The 16987-nt window shown below is 43.3% G+C and carries 17 protein-coding genes; 8 read left to right on the top strand and 9 right to left on the bottom strand.

Going from position 1 to position 16987, the window contains the following annotated elements:
• Window positions 1-115: 115 nt before the first annotated feature.
• The 3 genes from EWV60_RS17770 to recA all read left to right on the top strand — a co-directional run bounded on the left by EWV60_RS17770 (window position 116) and on the right by recA (window position 2832).
• Complete coding sequence (locus EWV60_RS17770; protein ID WP_002748305.1) at window positions 116-289, top strand: hypothetical protein; 174 nt, start codon at window positions 116-118, stop codon at window positions 287-289.
• A 394-nt stretch (window positions 290-683) separates the two neighbouring features.
• Window positions 684-1637, top strand: coding sequence for an aldo/keto reductase (locus EWV60_RS17765; protein WP_287233791.1), 954 nt, complete (start codon window positions 684-686; stop codon window positions 1635-1637).
• A gap of 127 nt (window positions 1638-1764) precedes the next feature.
• Window positions 1765-2832 carry a recombinase RecA gene (gene recA / locus EWV60_RS17760; RefSeq protein WP_002739007.1) on the top strand — a complete coding sequence of 356 codons (1068 nt, stop codon included), beginning with the start codon at window positions 1765-1767 and terminating at the stop codon, window positions 2830-2832.
• A 23-nt stretch (window positions 2833-2855) separates the two neighbouring features.
• On the opposite strand, the gene EWV60_RS17755 is transcribed toward recA, so the two are convergent.
• The 3 genes from EWV60_RS17755 to EWV60_RS17745 all read right to left on the bottom strand — a co-directional run bounded on the left by EWV60_RS17755 (window position 2856) and on the right by EWV60_RS17745 (window position 4818).
• On the bottom strand, window positions 2856-3452 hold the full coding sequence (locus EWV60_RS17755; protein WP_287233789.1) for a hypothetical protein: 597 nt from the start codon (window positions 3450-3452) through the stop codon (window positions 2856-2858).
• Window positions 3453-3495: 43 nt separating this feature from the next.
• Complete coding sequence (locus EWV60_RS17750; RefSeq protein WP_287233787.1) at window positions 3496-4365, bottom strand: bile acid:sodium symporter family protein; 870 nt, start codon at window positions 4363-4365, stop codon at window positions 3496-3498.
• Between the two features lie 273 nt (window positions 4366-4638).
• Entirely contained in the window at window positions 4639-4818 is a 180-nt protein-coding gene (locus EWV60_RS17745) for a hypothetical protein (RefSeq protein WP_002778880.1), read from the bottom strand.
• Window positions 4819-4946: 128 nt separating this feature from the next.
• Here EWV60_RS17745 and EWV60_RS17740 point away from each other — a divergent pair, with 128 nt between their 5' ends.
• From EWV60_RS17740 to EWV60_RS17725, 4 genes are all read left to right on the top strand, one after another.
• On the top strand, window positions 4947-5111 hold the full coding sequence (locus EWV60_RS17740; protein WP_223210779.1) for a hypothetical protein: 165 nt from the start codon (window positions 4947-4949) through the stop codon (window positions 5109-5111).
• Between the two features lie 123 nt (window positions 5112-5234).
• Entirely contained in the window at window positions 5235-5450 is a 216-nt protein-coding gene (locus tag EWV60_RS17735; protein ID WP_043997518.1) for a hypothetical protein, read from the top strand.
• Window positions 5451-5558: 108 nt separating this feature from the next.
• The gene (locus EWV60_RS17730; RefSeq protein WP_002738641.1) at window positions 5559-6032 is read left to right on the top strand and encodes a CRR6 family NdhI maturation factor; all 474 of its coding nucleotides are present in this window, start codon (window positions 5559-5561) and stop codon (window positions 6030-6032) included.
• 94 nt (window positions 6033-6126) lie between these two features.
• Complete coding sequence (locus EWV60_RS17725) at window positions 6127-7335, top strand: 4-hydroxy-3-methylbut-2-enyl diphosphate reductase (protein WP_287233783.1); 1209 nt, start codon at window positions 6127-6129, stop codon at window positions 7333-7335.
• A gap of 423 nt (window positions 7336-7758) precedes the next feature.
• On the opposite strand, the gene EWV60_RS17720 is transcribed toward EWV60_RS17725, so the two are convergent.
• Together EWV60_RS17720 and EWV60_RS17715 are read right to left on the bottom strand one after the other, a co-directional pair.
• A complete protein-coding gene (locus EWV60_RS17720; RefSeq protein WP_002739407.1) occupies window positions 7759-8361 on the bottom strand; it encodes a Crp/Fnr family transcriptional regulator in 603 nt (200 codons plus the stop codon).
• Between the two features lie 184 nt (window positions 8362-8545).
• Window positions 8546-9184, bottom strand: coding sequence for an LON peptidase substrate-binding domain-containing protein (locus tag EWV60_RS17715; RefSeq protein WP_002739408.1), 639 nt, complete (start codon window positions 9182-9184; stop codon window positions 8546-8548).
• A gap of 562 nt (window positions 9185-9746) precedes the next feature.
• Here EWV60_RS17715 and EWV60_RS17710 point away from each other — a divergent pair.
• Window positions 9747-10703: an RNA polymerase sigma factor, RpoD/SigA family gene (locus EWV60_RS17710; RefSeq protein ID WP_002739411.1), complete on the top strand. Its 957-nt coding sequence runs from the start codon at window positions 9747-9749 to the stop codon at window positions 10701-10703.
• A 219-nt stretch (window positions 10704-10922) separates the two neighbouring features.
• Here the strand turns inward: EWV60_RS17710 and EWV60_RS17705 are convergent, their stop codons facing one another.
• The 4 genes from EWV60_RS17705 to EWV60_RS17690 form a co-directional block, all read right to left on the bottom strand.
• Window positions 10923-11807 carry an S-methyl-5'-thioadenosine phosphorylase gene (locus tag EWV60_RS17705; protein ID WP_002778878.1) on the bottom strand — a complete coding sequence of 295 codons (885 nt, stop codon included), beginning with the start codon at window positions 11805-11807 and terminating at the stop codon, window positions 10923-10925.
• 82 nt (window positions 11808-11889) lie between these two features.
• Entirely contained in the window at window positions 11890-12216 is a 327-nt protein-coding gene (gene ureB / locus EWV60_RS17700) for an urease subunit beta (RefSeq protein ID WP_002748322.1), read from the bottom strand.
• Window positions 12217-12235: 19 nt separating this feature from the next.
• On the bottom strand, window positions 12236-12538 hold the full coding sequence (ureA, locus tag EWV60_RS17695; protein ID WP_002738360.1) for an urease subunit gamma: 303 nt from the start codon (window positions 12536-12538) through the stop codon (window positions 12236-12238).
• A gap of 492 nt (window positions 12539-13030) precedes the next feature.
• A partial coding sequence (locus EWV60_RS17690; RefSeq protein WP_287233779.1) for a DUF4347 domain-containing protein occupies window positions 13031-16987 on the bottom strand: 3957 nt, incomplete at its 5' end.

Below are 16987 nucleotides of genomic sequence, written 5' to 3'. Positions count from 1 at the left end.
TTACTTGAGAGTACCTAAAAAAAGTACCATTTTTAGGACTTTTGAGTAACGACAAATAATCAGATTTTTTTTAATCTAGAGATAGTTCACCCCCTAAGTAAAAGGATTGATGATTATGTATAAATATTGGTTAAAGTACAGAGAAGACGTTGTTAGTCTTGCCAAAATTATCAGCACCATATTTGCGATCGCATCATTTTTAGGCTTCTCTTTTCCAGAGAAATTTCAACCCACTCCCTGCCAACCGACGGCAATTGTTGAAACCACAGAAGTTAGCACTAACAATTAGTCAAAGCGCCAAATTCGCCTAACCTAATCATAGCTTAGGCGACAAACAGGATCAGCAAGAGACTTCGATTTTTTGACCTTGCTGATCTCTGTATTTCTTGGTTAACAAAACTTAACAATTATCGGCAAAATTTTGCTTGCTTTTGTCGGGAGATTTTGGGATAATATTTTTAAAAGATTTTATTCATAATGGGAATCTGTGCGTTTTAAAAAATTTTGCACAGATTCCCATTATATAAAAAGCATAGCGCAAGTCGCCGGCAAAGTCAAGTCCTTTCCCATTACTTATGGGTGGGAATTTCCCGGAATCAAAAAAGGGGGTTAGTGGTGAGTCAGACCAAATATAGGTTACACTTCATCTTTAATGGGAAACGCTGTCATTCCGTGTAGAGAATATGACTAGACAAACCGCTAATCTCGGACAAACAGGAATTGCCGTCAGTGCCTTGGGAATCGGGACTTGGGCATGGGGAGATAAACTATTCTGGAACTATGGCAAGGAATACGGAGCTAGTCAGGTAGAGGAGGCCTTTAAAGCGGCAGTAGAGGCAGGAATCACCTTTTTTGACACTGCCGAAGTCTATGGACTGGGGGAATCGGAACGACTCTTAGGAAAATTTACCCAACAGACCGATATTCCCATCGATATTGCCAGCAAATTTGCCCCCGTACCGTGGCGATTTGGGGCGAATGCGGTTCATAATGCCATTACCGAGAGCTTAAACCGTCTAAAAACCGATAAAATTGCCCTTTATCAAGTACATTGGCCCTTCACCTTCCTAATTAGCCAAGAAACCCTAATGAATGCCCTAGGGGAAGAAGTAAAAAGCGGCCGGATTGGTTCCGTGGGTGTAAGTAATTATTCCGCCGAGCAAATGCGTCAAGCAAGCCAGATTTTGGCGAAAAAAGAGGTTCCCTTAGCGGTCAATCAGGTGCAGTATTCGCTTTTGTATCGCAAAATAGAAACTAAGGGAATTTTAGCCACGGCCAAGGAATTAGGTGTCACCATCCTCGCCTACAGCCCCCTCGCTCAAGGACTACTGACGGGTAAATATAGCCCAGAAAGCCAGAATTTGCCCGATGGAGCCAGAAAAGTTGACCCACGGTTCAAAAAAGAAGGTTTGGAGAAAATAGCCCCAATTTTAAGGGTAATGCAAGAATTGGGCGCAAAATACCAAAAAACCCCCGCACAAGTCGCCCTCAATTGGTTAATCGCCCAAGGGGATGTAATTCCCATCCCGGGGGCAAAAACTGCGGCCCAAGCGAGGGAAAATGCCGGGGCGTTAGGATGGAGTTTAGAAGCGCGAGAGGTGACGCAATTAGAACAGATGAGCCGGTCTTGGCTGTAAAAATCAAAACTTTTGATTTTTGATCACCATTCTGGAAAAAGTCTCTAACTTTTTGGTGATCAAGATTAAAACAGGCTACAATCTTTGCATACTGCTGTACTACTTAAGAAAACTGGGGAGAAAATTAATGGCGACAATGACAAATAATTCCGATCGAGATAAGGCCTTAGGTTTAGTCTTAAATCAAATCGAGCGCAACTTTGGCAAAGGTTCGATCATGCGTTTAGGAGATGCCACCCGGATGCGGGTGGAAACCGTACCTAGTGGTGCTTTAACCCTAGATATGGCGTTGGGTGGCGGTTTACCGAAGGGCCGCATCGTCGAAATTTACGGGCCGGAAAGTTCTGGAAAAACCACCTTAGCCCTCCATGCGATCGCAGAAGTGCAGAAAGCTGGGGGAGTGGCGGCCTTTGTCGATGCGGAACACGCTTTAGATCCCACCTATTCGGAAGATTTAGGGGTAGATATCAATAATTTACTGGTAGCACAACCGGATACGGGGGAGGCAGCCTTAGAAATAGTTGACCAGTTAGTGCGTTCTTCGGCCGTGGATATCGTCGTCATCGACTCGGTGGCCGCTTTAGTGCCGAGGGCGGAAATTGAGGGGGAAATGGGGGATAATCAGGTGGGTTTGCAGGCCCGTTTGATGAGTAAAGCCCTGCGAAAAATTGCCGGTAATATTGGTAAATCGGGTTGTGTGGTGATTTTCCTCAACCAACTGCGGCAAAAAATCGGTGTCACCTACGGCAATCCTGAAGTGACCACTGGAGGAACGGCCTTAAAATTTTATGCCTCGGTACGTTTAGATATCCGTCGCATTCAAACTTTGAAAAAAGGCACGGAAGGGGAATACGGAATTCGGGCTAAAGTTAAGGTGGCTAAAAATAAAGTCGCGCCTCCTTTCCGGATTGCTGAATTTGATATTATCTTCGGTAAAGGCATTTCCCAGGTGGGTTGTATGCTCGATATCGCCGAACAAACTAACGTAGTTACTCGTAAAGGGGCATGGTATAGCTATAATGGCGAAAATATTGCCCAGGGTCGCGATAATGCCGTTAAATATCTCGAAGAAAGGCCAGAAGTAGCGGCAGAAATTGAGAAGTTATTGCGGGATAAATTAGACATGGGTTCGGTTCCTTTACCCACGGAACCGGCCGATGAAGACGAGGAGGACGATCTGGAACCAGAAATCTAAAAGAAGACGGTTTTAAGTCTTGGTTATCCCCCTATTTTGGGGGATTTTTTAGCTTCAGAATCGATAGATTTAGCGGCTTCTAACCATGATTGTAAACCTTTTTTAGTCGGTGTTCCTCTAGGGGTAAAAGTCCATAGATCTCGTTTATGTTGGGGTCCGTAGCTGATATGAATTGGGCGATTAATTCCGTAAAAATAGAGAGAATCAAAGGGTAATTTTTGGGTTAAAATCCAATCTATTAGGCGATCGCTCGTTAAATTGATAATCCGAAAATCACAGGCTGCCCCCAATCGCTGACAATAATATTGACCTTTTTGATTAATTTCGTGAGCGCAATGTTGATCACGACTGGGATCGATTCTACCGTTTTTTAAGCCAGTGATCGGGTCTTTTTTTTGGAGAAATTTTCTCAGATCATTGGAACAAAATCCGTAGGTTAATTGGAATCTTTCTCGACCAAAATTATCAATAATTGGATCGATAATAAAGTGAGCGAGATTTTGCCAAGCGGTTATCGTTGCAGGATTTTTTGGATAGGGATCGATTTGTGCTGCATACTTTTGATAGGTTTGGGAACAGGTAGATAATTCTTCTAGGGTTAAATATTTACCAATTAACATAATCAGTTATCAGTTTTTAGCTATATCCTATCACTCCATTTAGCTATTTTACCAAAGCTGCTTTTTTGCGACCATAATAAACAGCTATAAAAGCACTGACATACATCCATAAACTATAGACAATTGCGGGAATGGCTAGATCGGGATTCTTTAATAAACCGGCAGTGATAGCAATAGCTAAAGTGCCGCTTTGAATACCCACTTCGATGGCGATACAAATTCTTTGGGCAATAGTTAATTGAAATAAACGACCACTGAAAAAGCCAATTAGGGAAGCAATCGTATTTAAAATGATCACTGCCAGACCAGTTTGAGCGATAAATAAAGGTAAACGTTGCCATTCTCTCAGGATTAATAAGCAGATAATAACTGCTAGAAAAATTACGGCTAAACGATTAGTTATCGGTTCCAGACTTTTGGCCAGTAAAGGAAAGTAATGGCGGATAGTCATACCCATAACCAGGGGTAAAACTATAATCAAAAATATCTGCGCCATAGTGGAACCAATGGGTAGGGAGATGGCGGCACTTTCTCCCATAAAATGCTGGAGAATGAAACTAGCTAAAAAAGGTATTGTGAAAATGGTGATGATGCTGCTAAAAGCGGTTAAAGTAACAGAAAGGGCCACATCTCCCTTAGCTAAATAGGTTAAAACATTGGAGGAAGGGCCGCTGGGGCAAATGGCGACAATCATTAAACCGACGGCAATTTCTGGCCGGAGAGGCAAAAGAGAAACAATAATAAAGCCGACGATCGGTAGAATAATAATTTGATTGACTAAACCGATCAGGACTGCTTTGGGATAACGGGTGATACGCTGAAAATCGGCGAGAATTAATCCTAATCCCATGCCTAACATTAAAACGCCTAGGGCAACGGGTAAGAGGATATTAGTAAAAAAGTTGGCTTGCATGGGATAAAAGCGGAGAAGATGAGCTTATTTTCCCATAATTCGTGTCCCTAGTTCTCGATTTTGCTGACTACCCCGGTGTGCAGGGGAGATTAAATTGTGGGAGAAATCCAACCTTGGGGATTTTAGTCCAGTTTCCCTTGCCGATCCGGGATGATATCCTCGTCTTACTTCAGTTGCTTGGTGGCAACCATGGGATCACAGCTAGGGAACTGCTGATGCGACTGCCACTTTCGACATCACCAATGCCTAGGAAATTTTGCCGCAGGACTTCCATCAAGAATAACGAGGGCAAATTTTCCTTCTAAATCCCGCCGTCCTTGAATTCCTTTCTGTTGATAAATTGCTAGGGCGATCAAGGTGGTAGATTTTTGGTGAACGATAGGTGAGTTTTTGCGGTGTTTTCCCTTCTAGATCGAGGGACAGTTTTTTGTCATCTAAGTTGTGTGTAAACATAGCAACCCTCCAGATCTCTACAGTTCTATTGTACCTTTATCCCTGGTTCGAGTGCCGGGGACTGTAATAATGTGTATTATTCGTCAGACAAGACTCAACCGTTGTTTGTTTTAAATGTAGTCGCAAGTGTGAGCGGATTAATTTTCCTGAGCTTGTTCACCGATTCCCTCAGCACGATTACCGGTTTACTCTTTGCTTCTTTGCGCGATCGAGTTCGAGGATTTGTTCAGGGTAAAGTAATTGATAAAGTAGCTAATTTACCCGATATAACTCTCTTTGATAATCCCGATTGATTGAACTTAATTAAGTTAAGAGAAAAAGGGTTAAATCCTCTAAAATAATTATCCTTAGCATGGCTCATTTTTGAGTAAAAGACTGGCTCCCTTGCTGCCAATGGAGAATAGGAAATCTAGCAAATGTTTCGCACTTTAGCCACCGATAAAATAACCATAGTAATTAGTCATCGATTAGCTCTTTGTCAAGCGGAACTGATGAGCAAACGAGGACAATATCACCCTAATAGTTATCAATCTAAAAAACCCCGGTGTGCAGGGGAGGTTAAATTGTGGGAGAAATCCAATCATGAGGATTTTTGTCTGGTTTCCCTCTCTCGCTCTGGAGTGAGAGAATAGTCATAGCCAGTTTTTTTGTCCCGATCGAGAGTATTTTCTGAGATAGATCATTGTGATCTAGGGATAAAAAACGGTAATTTTGCCCGATATAACCTTTTATTTGCTCCTATGACTGTCAAAATCGCTCTTAACCCCAATCAGATTCAAAATCTCGATCTCTCATCTTTAGAGACTATTATTCAAGATTATCAGTCGCGGGCAGCGATCGCAAAATTGGAACAAGCTCTACAATTAGAGATAGATTATCCTCGTGCGGAGGGTGATATGCGGGAATTATCGGAGATACCGGAAGTTAGGCTGTGGTTTTTGCGTTTGGATGCAGTTTATCCTTGGTTAATCTTTATTCTTGACCCAAAACAGGGAGAAATCGCCCGTTATGCTGCTATGTTGGTTCCCCATCAATTCCATCGCGGGGAAGGAATTCAATATAATCCCGAAGCTTTAGAGATTTTTGTGATGCAAAAACTCTTTATTTTGTCTGATTGGCTGAAAAGTCAGCAAATTCCTGCTTTATCTCGCTTAAAATTTTTCGCTCAACAGTTTGGTTACGATATCGACGAGGAATTTCTCTCTAGTCTCTAAAAGCTTCCTGCGCTGACTAGATAAGGTATTTTAAATATATGGCAAGCTACTGTCTCGCCCAATTTAGCGCCACCAATACCCCTATCAGAGAATCATGGATACAAAATCCTTTAAACGCACCCTACAGCAATCGGATAACTATAACCGCAAGGGATTCGGTCACAAAGAAGAAGTAATGGATGCGATGACCAATGAGTATCAAAGCGACCTGATCCAAGAAATTCGTGAAAATAATTATCGTTTAGAACGGGGTGAGGTGACGATCTATCTCGCTCAAGCTTTTGGTTTTTGTTGGGGGGTAGAACGCGCTGTTGCTATGGCCTACGAAACTCGTCAACATTTTCCCCAGGAACGTCTCTGGATTACTAACGAAATTATTCACAATCCCTCGGTTAATCAGCGTCTGCGCTCCATGGCCGTGGGTTTTATTCCGGTGGAAAATGGCCAAAAAGACTTTACTGTGGTGGAATCGGGGGATGTGGTGATTTTACCTGCTTTTGGGGCCAGTGTCTCGGAAATGAAAATACTTAACGATAAGGGTTGCATGATTGTGGATACTACTTGTCCCTGGGTTTCTAAGGTGTGGAATTCCGTAGAAAAACACAAAAAAAGCGACCACACTTCGATTATTCACGGCAAATATAATCACGAAGAAACGATCGCCACTAGCTCTTTTGCTGGCACTTATCTAATCGTTTTAAATTTGGCTCAAGCTAATGATGTCGCTAATTATATTCTCCACGGTGGTGATAAAAATGAGTTTTTAGAGAAGTTTAAAAATGCCCATTCCCAGGGTTTCGATCCCGATCGCGATCTAGATTATATCGGTATTGCCAATCAGACCACAATGCTGAAAAGTGAAACGGAGGAAATTGGCAAACTCTTCGAGCATACTATGTTGAGAAAGTACGGACCGATCAATTTTAAAGATCATTTCATGAGTTTTAATACCATCTGTGATGCCACTCAAGAGCGTCAAGATGCCATGTTTGAACTGGTGAAAGAACCGCTTTCTTTAATGGTGGTAATTGGCGGTTATAATTCCTCTAATACCACTCACCTACAGGAAATAGCGATCGAGCGTGCCATTCCCTCCTATCATATCGATAGTGCCGAGCGCATTCTCCCCGGTAATCGCATCGAACATAAACCTTTAGGTGGCGATTTAATCATCACTGATAACTGGTTAAATGAGGGAAAAATTATCGTCGGAGTGACTTCTGGTGCTTCCACTCCCGATAAGGTGGTAGAAGAGGTAATCGAGAAAATTTTTGCGCTCAAATCTTCTTTAGTCCAGGGTTAATTAGCCAGGGTGAGAGCATCTCAAACGCTATTGACAATTGGCCAATTTTGTGATCCGCATGGGCAGTTCAAGTGATACCAGTCAATCAAAATAGTTACAAAATCGACCAAACGGGTCGATTTTTGCTTAACAATTGAGATGGCTAATTCTCATCAAATATGCCTGAAGGGCTCTCCGGGTAAGCAACTCACATCAAGTCCATTTTGTCAGGGATTGTTAAGATGAGCTTACCCTGGTTATTTATCGAGCCTTTCGGTTACTTGAATCGCTGAAAAGCTTGGCTATGGGTTTTCTTTACCCCTGGACTAATTCACTACTTTTCTTTTCTATATAATCAACTTAATCGATGAATAAATTCTCTGTTAGAATCCGTTTTTCCCTGTCATTTCTGTTTTCCCGTTCCCTAGAGTGACAGAAGAGGGATTAATGGTGAATAATCAAATGGCGGTCGCAATCGCTGCTCACCCATCCCTGACGCTGAAATTCCCCTAACAAACGCGTCACTGTTACCCTTGTGGTGCCGATAGCATTGGCGAGATTTTGATGGGTTAAACGTATCTTTAAACGACTGCCTTGGGCGATTGGTTCTCCCATTTCCCGCTTTAATAACTGTAGTAACTGCTGAAGACGTTCCTCCACTCGTTTCAGTCCTGCGATCGCAAGGAGCGATTCCGTTTGTTGTTGACGACGGATCATTTGATTTAACATCATCCTGGTTAATTCCGCCGAATTTTCCACTTCGGTGATCGTGTACCATTTTAGGTACAGTTCCGACAAAGCTCTGGCGTGATAAGATTCCAGATGAGTCAAATTTAAGCCGAAAAAGTGGGATGAATGAACCCAACCTAGTAAAATTTCCTCTCCACTCTCAGATACTTGACTTAGTTGCGCCATACCCCGATAAACTTGCCAGACTCCATCAGCCATCAGAGGAATATTCTCCCCGCGCTCATAAAAGTGGAGCCGACGACTCTCGCTATAGTCTTCTCGGAAGGGTGAGACGTTGGGATTATAGGTGAGCAACATGATCAAAGTTCTCCTAGGCGAGGGGCTAACAATTTTAACCCCACTTTACTGTATCAAGGTAAACATTAGGTAATCCCCAGGTTAACAGTAATCAGTTATCAGTGATCAGTTCACCGATTACTGTTTACTGATCACTGTTCACTGAAATAACATCCGCTGCCGCAGCTGAAAAACCTACAGATCATTAATTTAAAGCATCTTTAAGAGCCGTGCGAGCGGCCAGATGATTGCGGGTTGAGGTGAGAATTTCCGATTCTCGTTGGAGACGACTGACTGTATCGAGCATTTCTAATAAAGCTTGTTGTTCCCCGGCCACACCGTAGAGATTACCCGCCACCCAGTAGGATAATTCCAGGGGAAGACTAGGCAAATCGTCGGGGAGTTCAATTTTTTGAGCGGTTAATTTGGCTGATAGATGAACCACGTCCCGCAGCAGTCGATCCACTTCTTTGGCCAGAGGTCGCAGATCTTGGGTGGTGGGGACATCTTCAATCCACTCCACTAAACCGACACGATAGGGTTTTTCCCGGACGTATTCTAGGACACGGAAGCGCTGTTGACCGATGGTGAGAATTTTTAAGCGATCATCTGGAAGACGTTGACAACGGACAACTTCCGCACAACTGCCCACTTTAGCGATTTCTCCCGTGGCCGGATCTACCATTAAGACCCCAAAACGGCGATCTTCTTCCAATATCGTATTCATCATAATCCGATAGCGAAACTCGAAGATGTGCAGGGGCAGGGGACGACCCGGAAATAAAACAACTTCGGGTAGGGGAAAGAGAGGTAATTCTCTAACGGCAATGGAAGAAGTGGCCATAGGTTTAGTAAAAAAAAACCGATCTTCTCTTATTTTTACACAATCCCCCCTGAACCGCTACGCAAGGGCAATAGACGGGAGACGGTCGTCAGCTGTGAGTTTTCAGTTCACAGTTCACTGAAAATACTTCCCTCACTGCCTACCCTGCGATCGCTATCTGAGAAAATTGCTGATTTTGTCATCTAGATTGCATCCTGATCGGAAACCTTTGGCTAATCTATGAGTAGAGATACTCAAACCTCCTCTTCATTGGTGCTTTCCTGAGAGGGGTGATTTTTTTCTCATAAACTTTACAATATTTAATAATTGTTGTAATATTAGTTAAATAACCAAGCTTCTCACTACTTGCCATTTATGCCCATAAAATCTATATATAGCCAAAAAAAGGACTATAGAGGCAATTAAATAGTCAATGAGATTTCTCTCTATAGTTGAGTAACCACTCACTTATCTCTTTACAAAACGAGAAAAAACTCTGATAGCATCTCCTTTACTGCCCTGGGGAAGCAATCTGAAAAACGCCATCAATCCCTGAATATCAACCCTCAACCGACGCGCACTCATGAAAACCTCGAAAAACCCCACCGATCCAGTTCGCGCCTATCTCAGAGAAATTGGCCGAGTTCCCCTTCTCAGCCATGAAGAAGAAATTCTCTACGCGAAACAGGTACAAAGATTAATTTTTCTGGAAAAAATCAAAGAATCCCTAAGGGCGAAACTCGGCAGCGACCCCAGCGATCGCCAGTGGTCAGAAGCGGCGGAAATTAGTGAAGAACAACTGCGTCGAGAATTGGGGGCAGGGGATTTCGCCAAACGTAAGATGGTAGAAGCGAACCTGCGTCTAGTGGTTTCCGTCGCTAAAAAATACCTAAAACGCAATCTAGATCTATTAGATCTGATCCAAGAGGGAACCATTGGGATGCAAAGAGGGGTGGAAAAATTCGATCCCACCAAAGGCTATCGCTTCTCCACCTATGCCTATTGGTGGATTCGCCAAGCCATCACCCGGGCGATCGCAGAAAAAAGTCGCACCATCCGTCTGCCCATCCACATCACCGAAAAACTGAATAAAATCAAAAAGGCCCAGCGTCAACTAGCTCAAGATAAAGGTCGCGCTGCCACCATTGCCGAATTAGCCGAGGAATTAGACTTAACTCCTAAACAGGTGCGAGACTACTTGGAAAGGTCCCGTCAACCCCTTTCCCTTGACTTAAAGGTGGGGGACAATCAAGACACGGAATTAGGGGAACTCTTGGAAGATACGGGACTTTCCCCGGAAGATTACACTGCCTATTCTTCCCTGCAAGTGGACTTAGAAAAACTGATGGCAGACCTCACCCCTCAACAAAAAGAAGTGATTTGTCTGCGTTTTGGTTTAGATAATGGGCAGCCCCTCACCCTAGCAAAAATTGGCGTTCGACTCAATATCAGTCGTGAACGCGTCCGTCAGATCGAACGAGAAGCGATCGCTAAATTAAGAAAACGCAAGGCCAAGATCAGAGAATATCTAGCTAGTTAGGGTTTGCGGCAAAAAGCTGTTCGTGGGGACAGGGTGTAGGGTGTGGGGTGTAGGGTGTGGGGTGTGGGGAGAATAAATAAAATAATCTCCTATCTCCTGACTCCTGAATACTGACTCCTGCCGACGGCCCCCTGCCTTCGTTAAGGGTCAAATTGATCGTCTGAATAACAGCGAGAAAAATGACCCATTTCTAGATTTATCGGCGACTTTTCTCGGCTCTTATTTCTCTACTTCTTCATATTTTTTCAAAAATAGAGCTAATTTTTCTTTAGTGGCGACGGGAACAGAATCTAGACGGGTAAGAATGGCATATTTAAGGGCAGAATGAGCGGCAGAAACGGGGGGATTAGCTGCCAAACGGCGCACCGTTTCTTGGATAACTTTTTGGGCATTAATAGCGTTATGGTGGAGATTTTCGATCACCATTTCTACCGTGACATGATCGTGATCGGGATGCCAACAATCGTAATCGGTAACTAGGGCTAAGGTAGCGTAGGCAATTTCCGCTTCTCGGGCTAATTTTGCCTCGGTTAAATTGGTCATACCGATGACGGTTGCCCCCCAACTTCTATAGAGATTTGATTCCGCTTTAGTAGAAAAAGCCGGCCCCTCCATACAGATGTATGTACCCCCCCGATGCAGAGTAACTTCTGGTAGGTTTAAACTAGCGACGGCATCCCCTAAAATTTCGGCTAATTGGGGACAAATGGGATCACCAAAGGCCACGTGGGCAACAATTCCTTCCCCAAAAAAAGTCGCTATTCTCTCTTTAGTTCTGTCAATAAATTGATCGGGAATGACTAAATCTAGGGGTTTAACTTCGGCTTTGAGGGAACCAACGGCCGAAGCGGAAATAATATATTCAACCCCTAATTGTTTGAGAGCGTGAATATTAGCTCGAAAGGGTAATTCGGTCGGTAAAAAATGGTGACCTCTGCCATGACGCGCTAAAAAGGCAACTTCTGTTCCGTCTAAAGTACCGAGAATTAAAGCATCGGAAGGAGAACCAAAAGGAGTATCGAGGGATACTTCCCGCACATCCTTGAGGGCATCCATTTTATACAAACCACTGCCGCCAATGATGCCAATTTTTACCGTCGTCATAGTCTTGGAAAGAATTAGTTATCGTTGCCTTGATGTTACCACAATTGAGCGATCGAACTATGATAATTTTTCCGTTAAGACCCTACTTTTTCTTTTTCTTGCCTTTGAGAGAACCATTAATTAAACCATTAAAGCCATAAATTTCTTCAGTACCCGCAATGGCAACTAATTCCACCTCTTTCGTGTCTCCCGGTTCAAATCTAACGGACGTACCTGCGGGAATATTCAGATGGGTTCCTTTGGTTAATTCGCGCTGGAACTCCAGGGCCTGGTTAACTTCATAAAAATGATAGTGGGAACCCACTTGAATCGGTCGATCGCCTGTATTAGCCACAGAAATACGCAGGGTGTCGCGACCGACATTAATCTCGATCGCTCCGGATGGTGTGATAATTTCTCCCGGAATCATAACTGCTAAAAATCTCCTGTTAGTGAATGGGATTGTGAACGGTAACTAATTTAGTACCATCGGGAAAAGTCGCTTCGATCTGCACTTCTGTAATCATTTCCGGGATGCCTTCCATTACCTCCTCGCGAGTTAACAAAGTGGTGCCGTAACTCATCAATTCAGCGACGCTACGACCTTCCCTCGCACCTTCGAGGATGGCGGCGCTAATATAGGCGATCGCTTCGGGATAATTTAACTTGATACCACGGTTTTTGCGTCTTTCGGCGAGCAGTGCCGCCGTGAAAATGAGTAATTTATCTTTTTCTTGGGGCGAAAGTTGCATAGATGGGTCTTTTTTTCACACAGATGCCTAGGGTTATTGTAGTTCTTGGCCGGATATTTGTAGCGATCGAGTTGTGAAATTTTATTTACTTAGCCCCGATTATTGATCAAGATTTGGGAAGATACTTAAAAGTCTTGCTAGGAAAGTCCTTCAGCGATCTGGCTAAAAAACGGCCAGCAATTGGTGAATAATTCAGGCTAATAGACATCTCCAAAAATTATCACCTGATCACAGCTTGCTTTGCTCTTTTGTACTAATTAAATAGTTCGATAATGGGTCAATTAAAATCATTTTTGTTTGGTAAGTTTCTTAACCAGAAAAAATTTTAGTCCCAAGATAATATTAGGTTGAGGTCTAATGTTCTGGATGATTTGAAATTCCACCGTTCCCGTCGTGGCAGCTTCTTGGTAGTTGCTTTGATTTTCATATCCAGAAAAAGGGTTTCTCCGAGAAACCCTTTTTCTAGGTGACTTAGAAGGAGAGCTTAGACACTTAGATAAAGAAATTACCCACTGGAATGCTCCCTAAAGCTGGTAAAGTGCCAGTAAATCCGGTGATATTTATTAATAAATCATTGCTGGATTGGAAGCCAGCCGTGCTATCATTAATAACGAGGTAAGTTCCAGCTATTGCACCGGTTGTTACCTGCACTAAGGCGGCACTATTAACCCCTAATCCTTGATTACCTGTAATCGCTCCATTAGCATCAGTAAATACCTGATTGATTAAATTCTGTAAAGTGGTGACAGTGCTATTAGCAGCACGACTGAAATTGCTAGGCGCACTCGTGGCGTTTCCAGCTTGAGTTAATAAGTCGATTTTATCACTATTGATGGCAAAATCTGTGATACGATCGCTTGTTGATATGGTAGATTGACCAAATTGGAAGACGAAGGTATCTGCACCTAAACCACCAGTTAAAGTATCAGCACCGTTAGCGCCATTGATTTGATTAATACCACTATTTCCGGTGATTTTATTGTTACCAGCGTTACCTGTACCATTAACATTATTACTGCTAATTAGTCTGAGGTTTTCCACATTGTTGGGTAAGGTGCGAGTAAGACTGCTTTGCCAAGTATCAGTAATGATAACTTCTCCTATTCCTCCTTCGGGATTGATGGTAGCATTAACCGGATTGGAGAGGGTGACGGTGAAGACTTCATCAGGTTCATTGAGGTTATCATTGAGGAGGGGAATGCTAATAGTAGCGGTGGCAGTATTAGCAGCAATGGTGATAGTTCCGGTTTTGCTAGTGTAATCTACATTGGCGGTAGCATCAATGGGCCCAGTGGTATAGTTGAAGCTAATTGGTTGCGGATTGGGGTTATCAACTGTGACGGTGAGGATGGCATTATTATCTAAGCCTTCGACCACGGTAATATTATTGATGGAGAGTTGCGAGGTGACACTGGTATCATCATTATTAATTGTTCCCGTGGCTGCGTTAGGAGTACCTACGGTATAACCTGTCCCGGTCGCGAGGGTTAAAGCGACGGTTTCATTGTTTTCAACAATAGTGTCAGGAGTGGGGTCAATTGTGACGGTAGCAGTGGATGAACCAGCAGCGAAGGTGACTGTATTATTAGTCCCTGTACGAGTGTAGTCGGTATTAAGGGTAGCTGTCCCACTAATACTGTAATTGACGGTTAAGGGATTAGTGGTTACTCCGCTACGGGTGAAGGTATAAATCAGATTTGTTGTCCCGTCTTCTGTCACGCTTGCGGGAGAAACTGCTAGGGTGACACTGGTATCATCATTGGTAATTGTTCCCGTGGCTGCGTTAGGAGTACCTACGGTATAACCTGTCCCAGAAGCAAGAGTTAAAGCGACGGTTTCATTGTTTTCAACAATAGTGTCAGCAGTGGGGTCTATTGTGACTTTAGCAGTGGTAGCATTAGCAGCGAAAGTCACTGTCCCGGTTTTACTGGTGAAAGTTGCGGCACCGCTTTGGGTGTAGTCTGTGCTAAAAGTAGCTGTACCCCCGACTGTATAGTTAACCGTTAAAGCATCGGTGGTTACTCCGCTACGGGTGAAGGTATAGGCCATATTAGCTGTCCCATCTTCACTAACACTGCTGGGAGAAATAGCAAGAGTAACAGTTTGTGGGTTGGTAAACTCACTCACATCAATAATCTTTAAACCACCATCCCCATCAGCTAGATATGCATACTTACCGACTATTTGTACATCTATAGCGTCGCCAGAAGTATTATAATTACTTTTGAAGATGGGATTTGTCGGGTTGCTGATGTCGATGATTTGCAGCCCTGAATTTCCATCAGCTAGATAAGCATAGTTACCGACTACTTGAACACCATAAGCATAGCCAGAAGTATCATAATTACCCTTGAAAGTAGGATTTGTCGGGCTGCTGATGTCGATGATTTGCAGTCCTGAGCCCCAATCAGCTATATAAGCATAGTTACCGACTATTTGTACATCTATAGCGTCGCCAGAAGTATTATAATTACTTTTGAAGATGGGATTTGTCGGGTTGCTGATGTCGATGATTTGCAGCCCTGAATTTCCATCAGCTACATAAGCATAGTTACCGACTACTTGTACATCATTAGCATAGCCAGAAGTATTATAATTACCCTTGAAAGTAGGATTTGTCGGGCTGCTGATGTCGATGATTTGCAGTCCTGAATCCCAGTCAGCGACATAAGCATAGTTACCGACTATTTGTACATCCCAAGCATAGCCAGAAGTATCATAATTACCCTTAAAGGTGGGGGTTGTTGGGTTGCTGATGTCGATGATTTGCAGTCCTGACCAACCATCAGCTAGATATGCATAGTTACCGACTATTCGTAAACCCTCAGCATATCCAAAAGTATCATAATTACCCTTGAGAGTGGGGTTTGTCGGGTTGCTGATGTCGATGATTTGCAGTCCTGACTGAGGATCAGCCACATAAGCATAGTTACCGACTATTTGTACACCCGCAGCATAGCCAAAAGTATCATAATTGCCCTTGAAAGTGGGGGTTGATGGGTTGCTGATGTTGATGATTTGCAGTCCTGACCAAGAATCAGCTACATAAGCATAGTTACCGACTATTTGTACATCCTCAGCACCGCCAGAAGTATCATAATTACCCTTGAGAGTGGGGTTTGTTGGGTTGCTGATGTCGATTATTTGCAGTCCTGAATTCCAATCAGCTACATAAGCATAGTTACCGACTACTTGAACACCCTCAGCACTGCCAGGAGTATCATAATTACCCTTGAAAGTGGGATTTGTCGGGTTGCTGATGTCGATGATTTGTAGTCCTGAAGTATCATCAGCTACATAAGCATAGTTACCGACTACTTCTACATCCCGAGCATAGCCAGAAGTATTATAATTACCCTTGAAAGTGGGATTTGTCGGGTTGCTGATGTCGATGATTTGTAGTCCTGAATCCCAATCAGCGACATAAGCATAGTTACCGACTATTTGTACATCCCAAGCATAGCCAGAAGTATCATAATTGCCCTTAAAGATGGGATTTGTCGGGTTGCTGATGTCGATGATTTGCAGTCCATCATAACCATCAGCTACATAAGCATAGTTACCGACTACTTGTACACCCGCAGCATAGCCAGAAGTATCATAATTACCCTTGAGAGTGGGGTTTGTCGGGTTGCTGATGTCGATGATTTGCAGTCCTGAATTCCAATCAGCGACATAAGCATAGTTACCGACTATTTGTACATCAAAAGCAAAGCCAGAAGTATTATCATAATTCCCCTTGAAAATCGGGTTACTGGGATTACTAATATCAATAATCTCCAGAGTGTCCCCCACAGCATAAGCATAGTTACCGACTATTGTTACCGCATTGGCATTGCTTAATCTATCCCATACTCCTACTAATGTGAGGGCAAATACTCCGGGATAGGTGTTGAGTATATCTGGCTGAAAAACCCCAGATGTCTGCAACTCCGACAAATCTAAGGTTTCAATAAAGGTTTGATTCTCTCCCTTTGTCGCGGGGAAACTCACCTCTAACTCCCAACTTCCTCCCAAGGCTGCATTTCCTACCCGTCTGCTGGAAGCGGCTATTTTTGCCCCAGTAATTTGGGACAATTTATTAATAAACTCTGTCCCGGCATCTCCCGCCGCGACCTGACAACCGTACAGTAGGATATGATTAATCTTTGCCCAATTCTGTAACTGTTGGCGATAATCGTAAATATTTGTTAAATTGAGTTGACAATTCCCTAAATATAAGCATCCCGGCGCACCATGAGAAACCAGGTGAATGGTGGTAATCTGGGGATTTTGTTGTAAAAAAGCGGAGATTTGTTCGATTCCGTCTTGATTGGCAGAGAGAATAACGGTGGCGACTTCTGGAATTACTCCAGCTTGGAGACTTTGATAATCGCTAACACCAGCATCGAGGAAAACTACAGTAGCGGTTAAACGCTGATTTCTCGCACTATTCACCTGATTAGCTTG

Origin of the sequence: Microcystis sp. Msp_OC_L_20101000_S702 (genome assembly GCF_007095705.1) — a bacterium.
Taxonomy (GTDB): Bacteria; Cyanobacteriota; Cyanobacteriia; order Cyanobacteriales; family Microcystaceae; genus Microcystis; species Microcystis ichthyoblabe_A.
The sequence above is the reverse complement of the archived record's forward strand: the minus strand, read 5'-3'. Positions and strand labels throughout refer to the sequence as shown.

What these genes read in the sequence shown, in the direction of transcription:
- EWV60_RS17770 (WP_002748305.1), top strand. Translation starts at nt 116, where the DNA reads ATGTATAAATATTGGTTAAAGTACAGAGAAGACGTTGTTAGTCTTGCC.
- EWV60_RS17765 (WP_287233791.1), top strand. Translation starts at nt 684, where the DNA reads ATGACTAGACAAACCGCTAATCTCGGACAAACAGGAATTGCCGTCAGT.
- recA (WP_002739007.1), top strand. Translation starts at nt 1,765, where the DNA reads ATGGCGACAATGACAAATAATTCCGATCGAGATAAGGCCTTAGGTTTA.
- EWV60_RS17755 (WP_287233789.1), bottom strand. Translation starts at nt 3,452, where the DNA reads ATGTTAATTGGTAAATATTTAACCCTAGAAGAATTATCTACCTGTTCC.
- EWV60_RS17750 (WP_287233787.1), bottom strand. Translation starts at nt 4,365, where the DNA reads ATGCAAGCCAACTTTTTTACTAATATCCTCTTACCCGTTGCCCTAGGC.
- EWV60_RS17745 (WP_002778880.1), bottom strand. Translation starts at nt 4,818, where the DNA reads ATGTTTACACACAACTTAGATGACAAAAAACTGTCCCTCGATCTAGAA.
- EWV60_RS17735 (WP_043997518.1), top strand. Translation starts at nt 5,235, where the DNA reads ATGTTTCGCACTTTAGCCACCGATAAAATAACCATAGTAATTAGTCAT.
- EWV60_RS17730 (WP_002738641.1), top strand. Translation starts at nt 5,559, where the DNA reads ATGACTGTCAAAATCGCTCTTAACCCCAATCAGATTCAAAATCTCGAT.
- EWV60_RS17725 (WP_287233783.1), top strand. Translation starts at nt 6,127, where the DNA reads ATGGATACAAAATCCTTTAAACGCACCCTACAGCAATCGGATAACTAT.
- EWV60_RS17720 (WP_002739407.1), bottom strand. Translation starts at nt 8,361, where the DNA reads ATGTTGCTCACCTATAATCCCAACGTCTCACCCTTCCGAGAAGACTAT.
- EWV60_RS17715 (WP_002739408.1), bottom strand. Translation starts at nt 9,184, where the DNA reads ATGGCCACTTCTTCCATTGCCGTTAGAGAATTACCTCTCTTTCCCCTA.
- EWV60_RS17710 (WP_002739411.1), top strand. Translation starts at nt 9,747, where the DNA reads ATGAAAACCTCGAAAAACCCCACCGATCCAGTTCGCGCCTATCTCAGA.
- EWV60_RS17705 (WP_002778878.1), bottom strand. Translation starts at nt 11,807, where the DNA reads ATGACGACGGTAAAAATTGGCATCATTGGCGGCAGTGGTTTGTATAAA.
- ureB (WP_002748322.1), bottom strand. Translation starts at nt 12,216, where the DNA reads ATGATTCCGGGAGAAATTATCACACCATCCGGAGCGATCGAGATTAAT.
- ureA (WP_002738360.1), bottom strand. Translation starts at nt 12,538, where the DNA reads ATGCAACTTTCGCCCCAAGAAAAAGATAAATTACTCATTTTCACGGCG.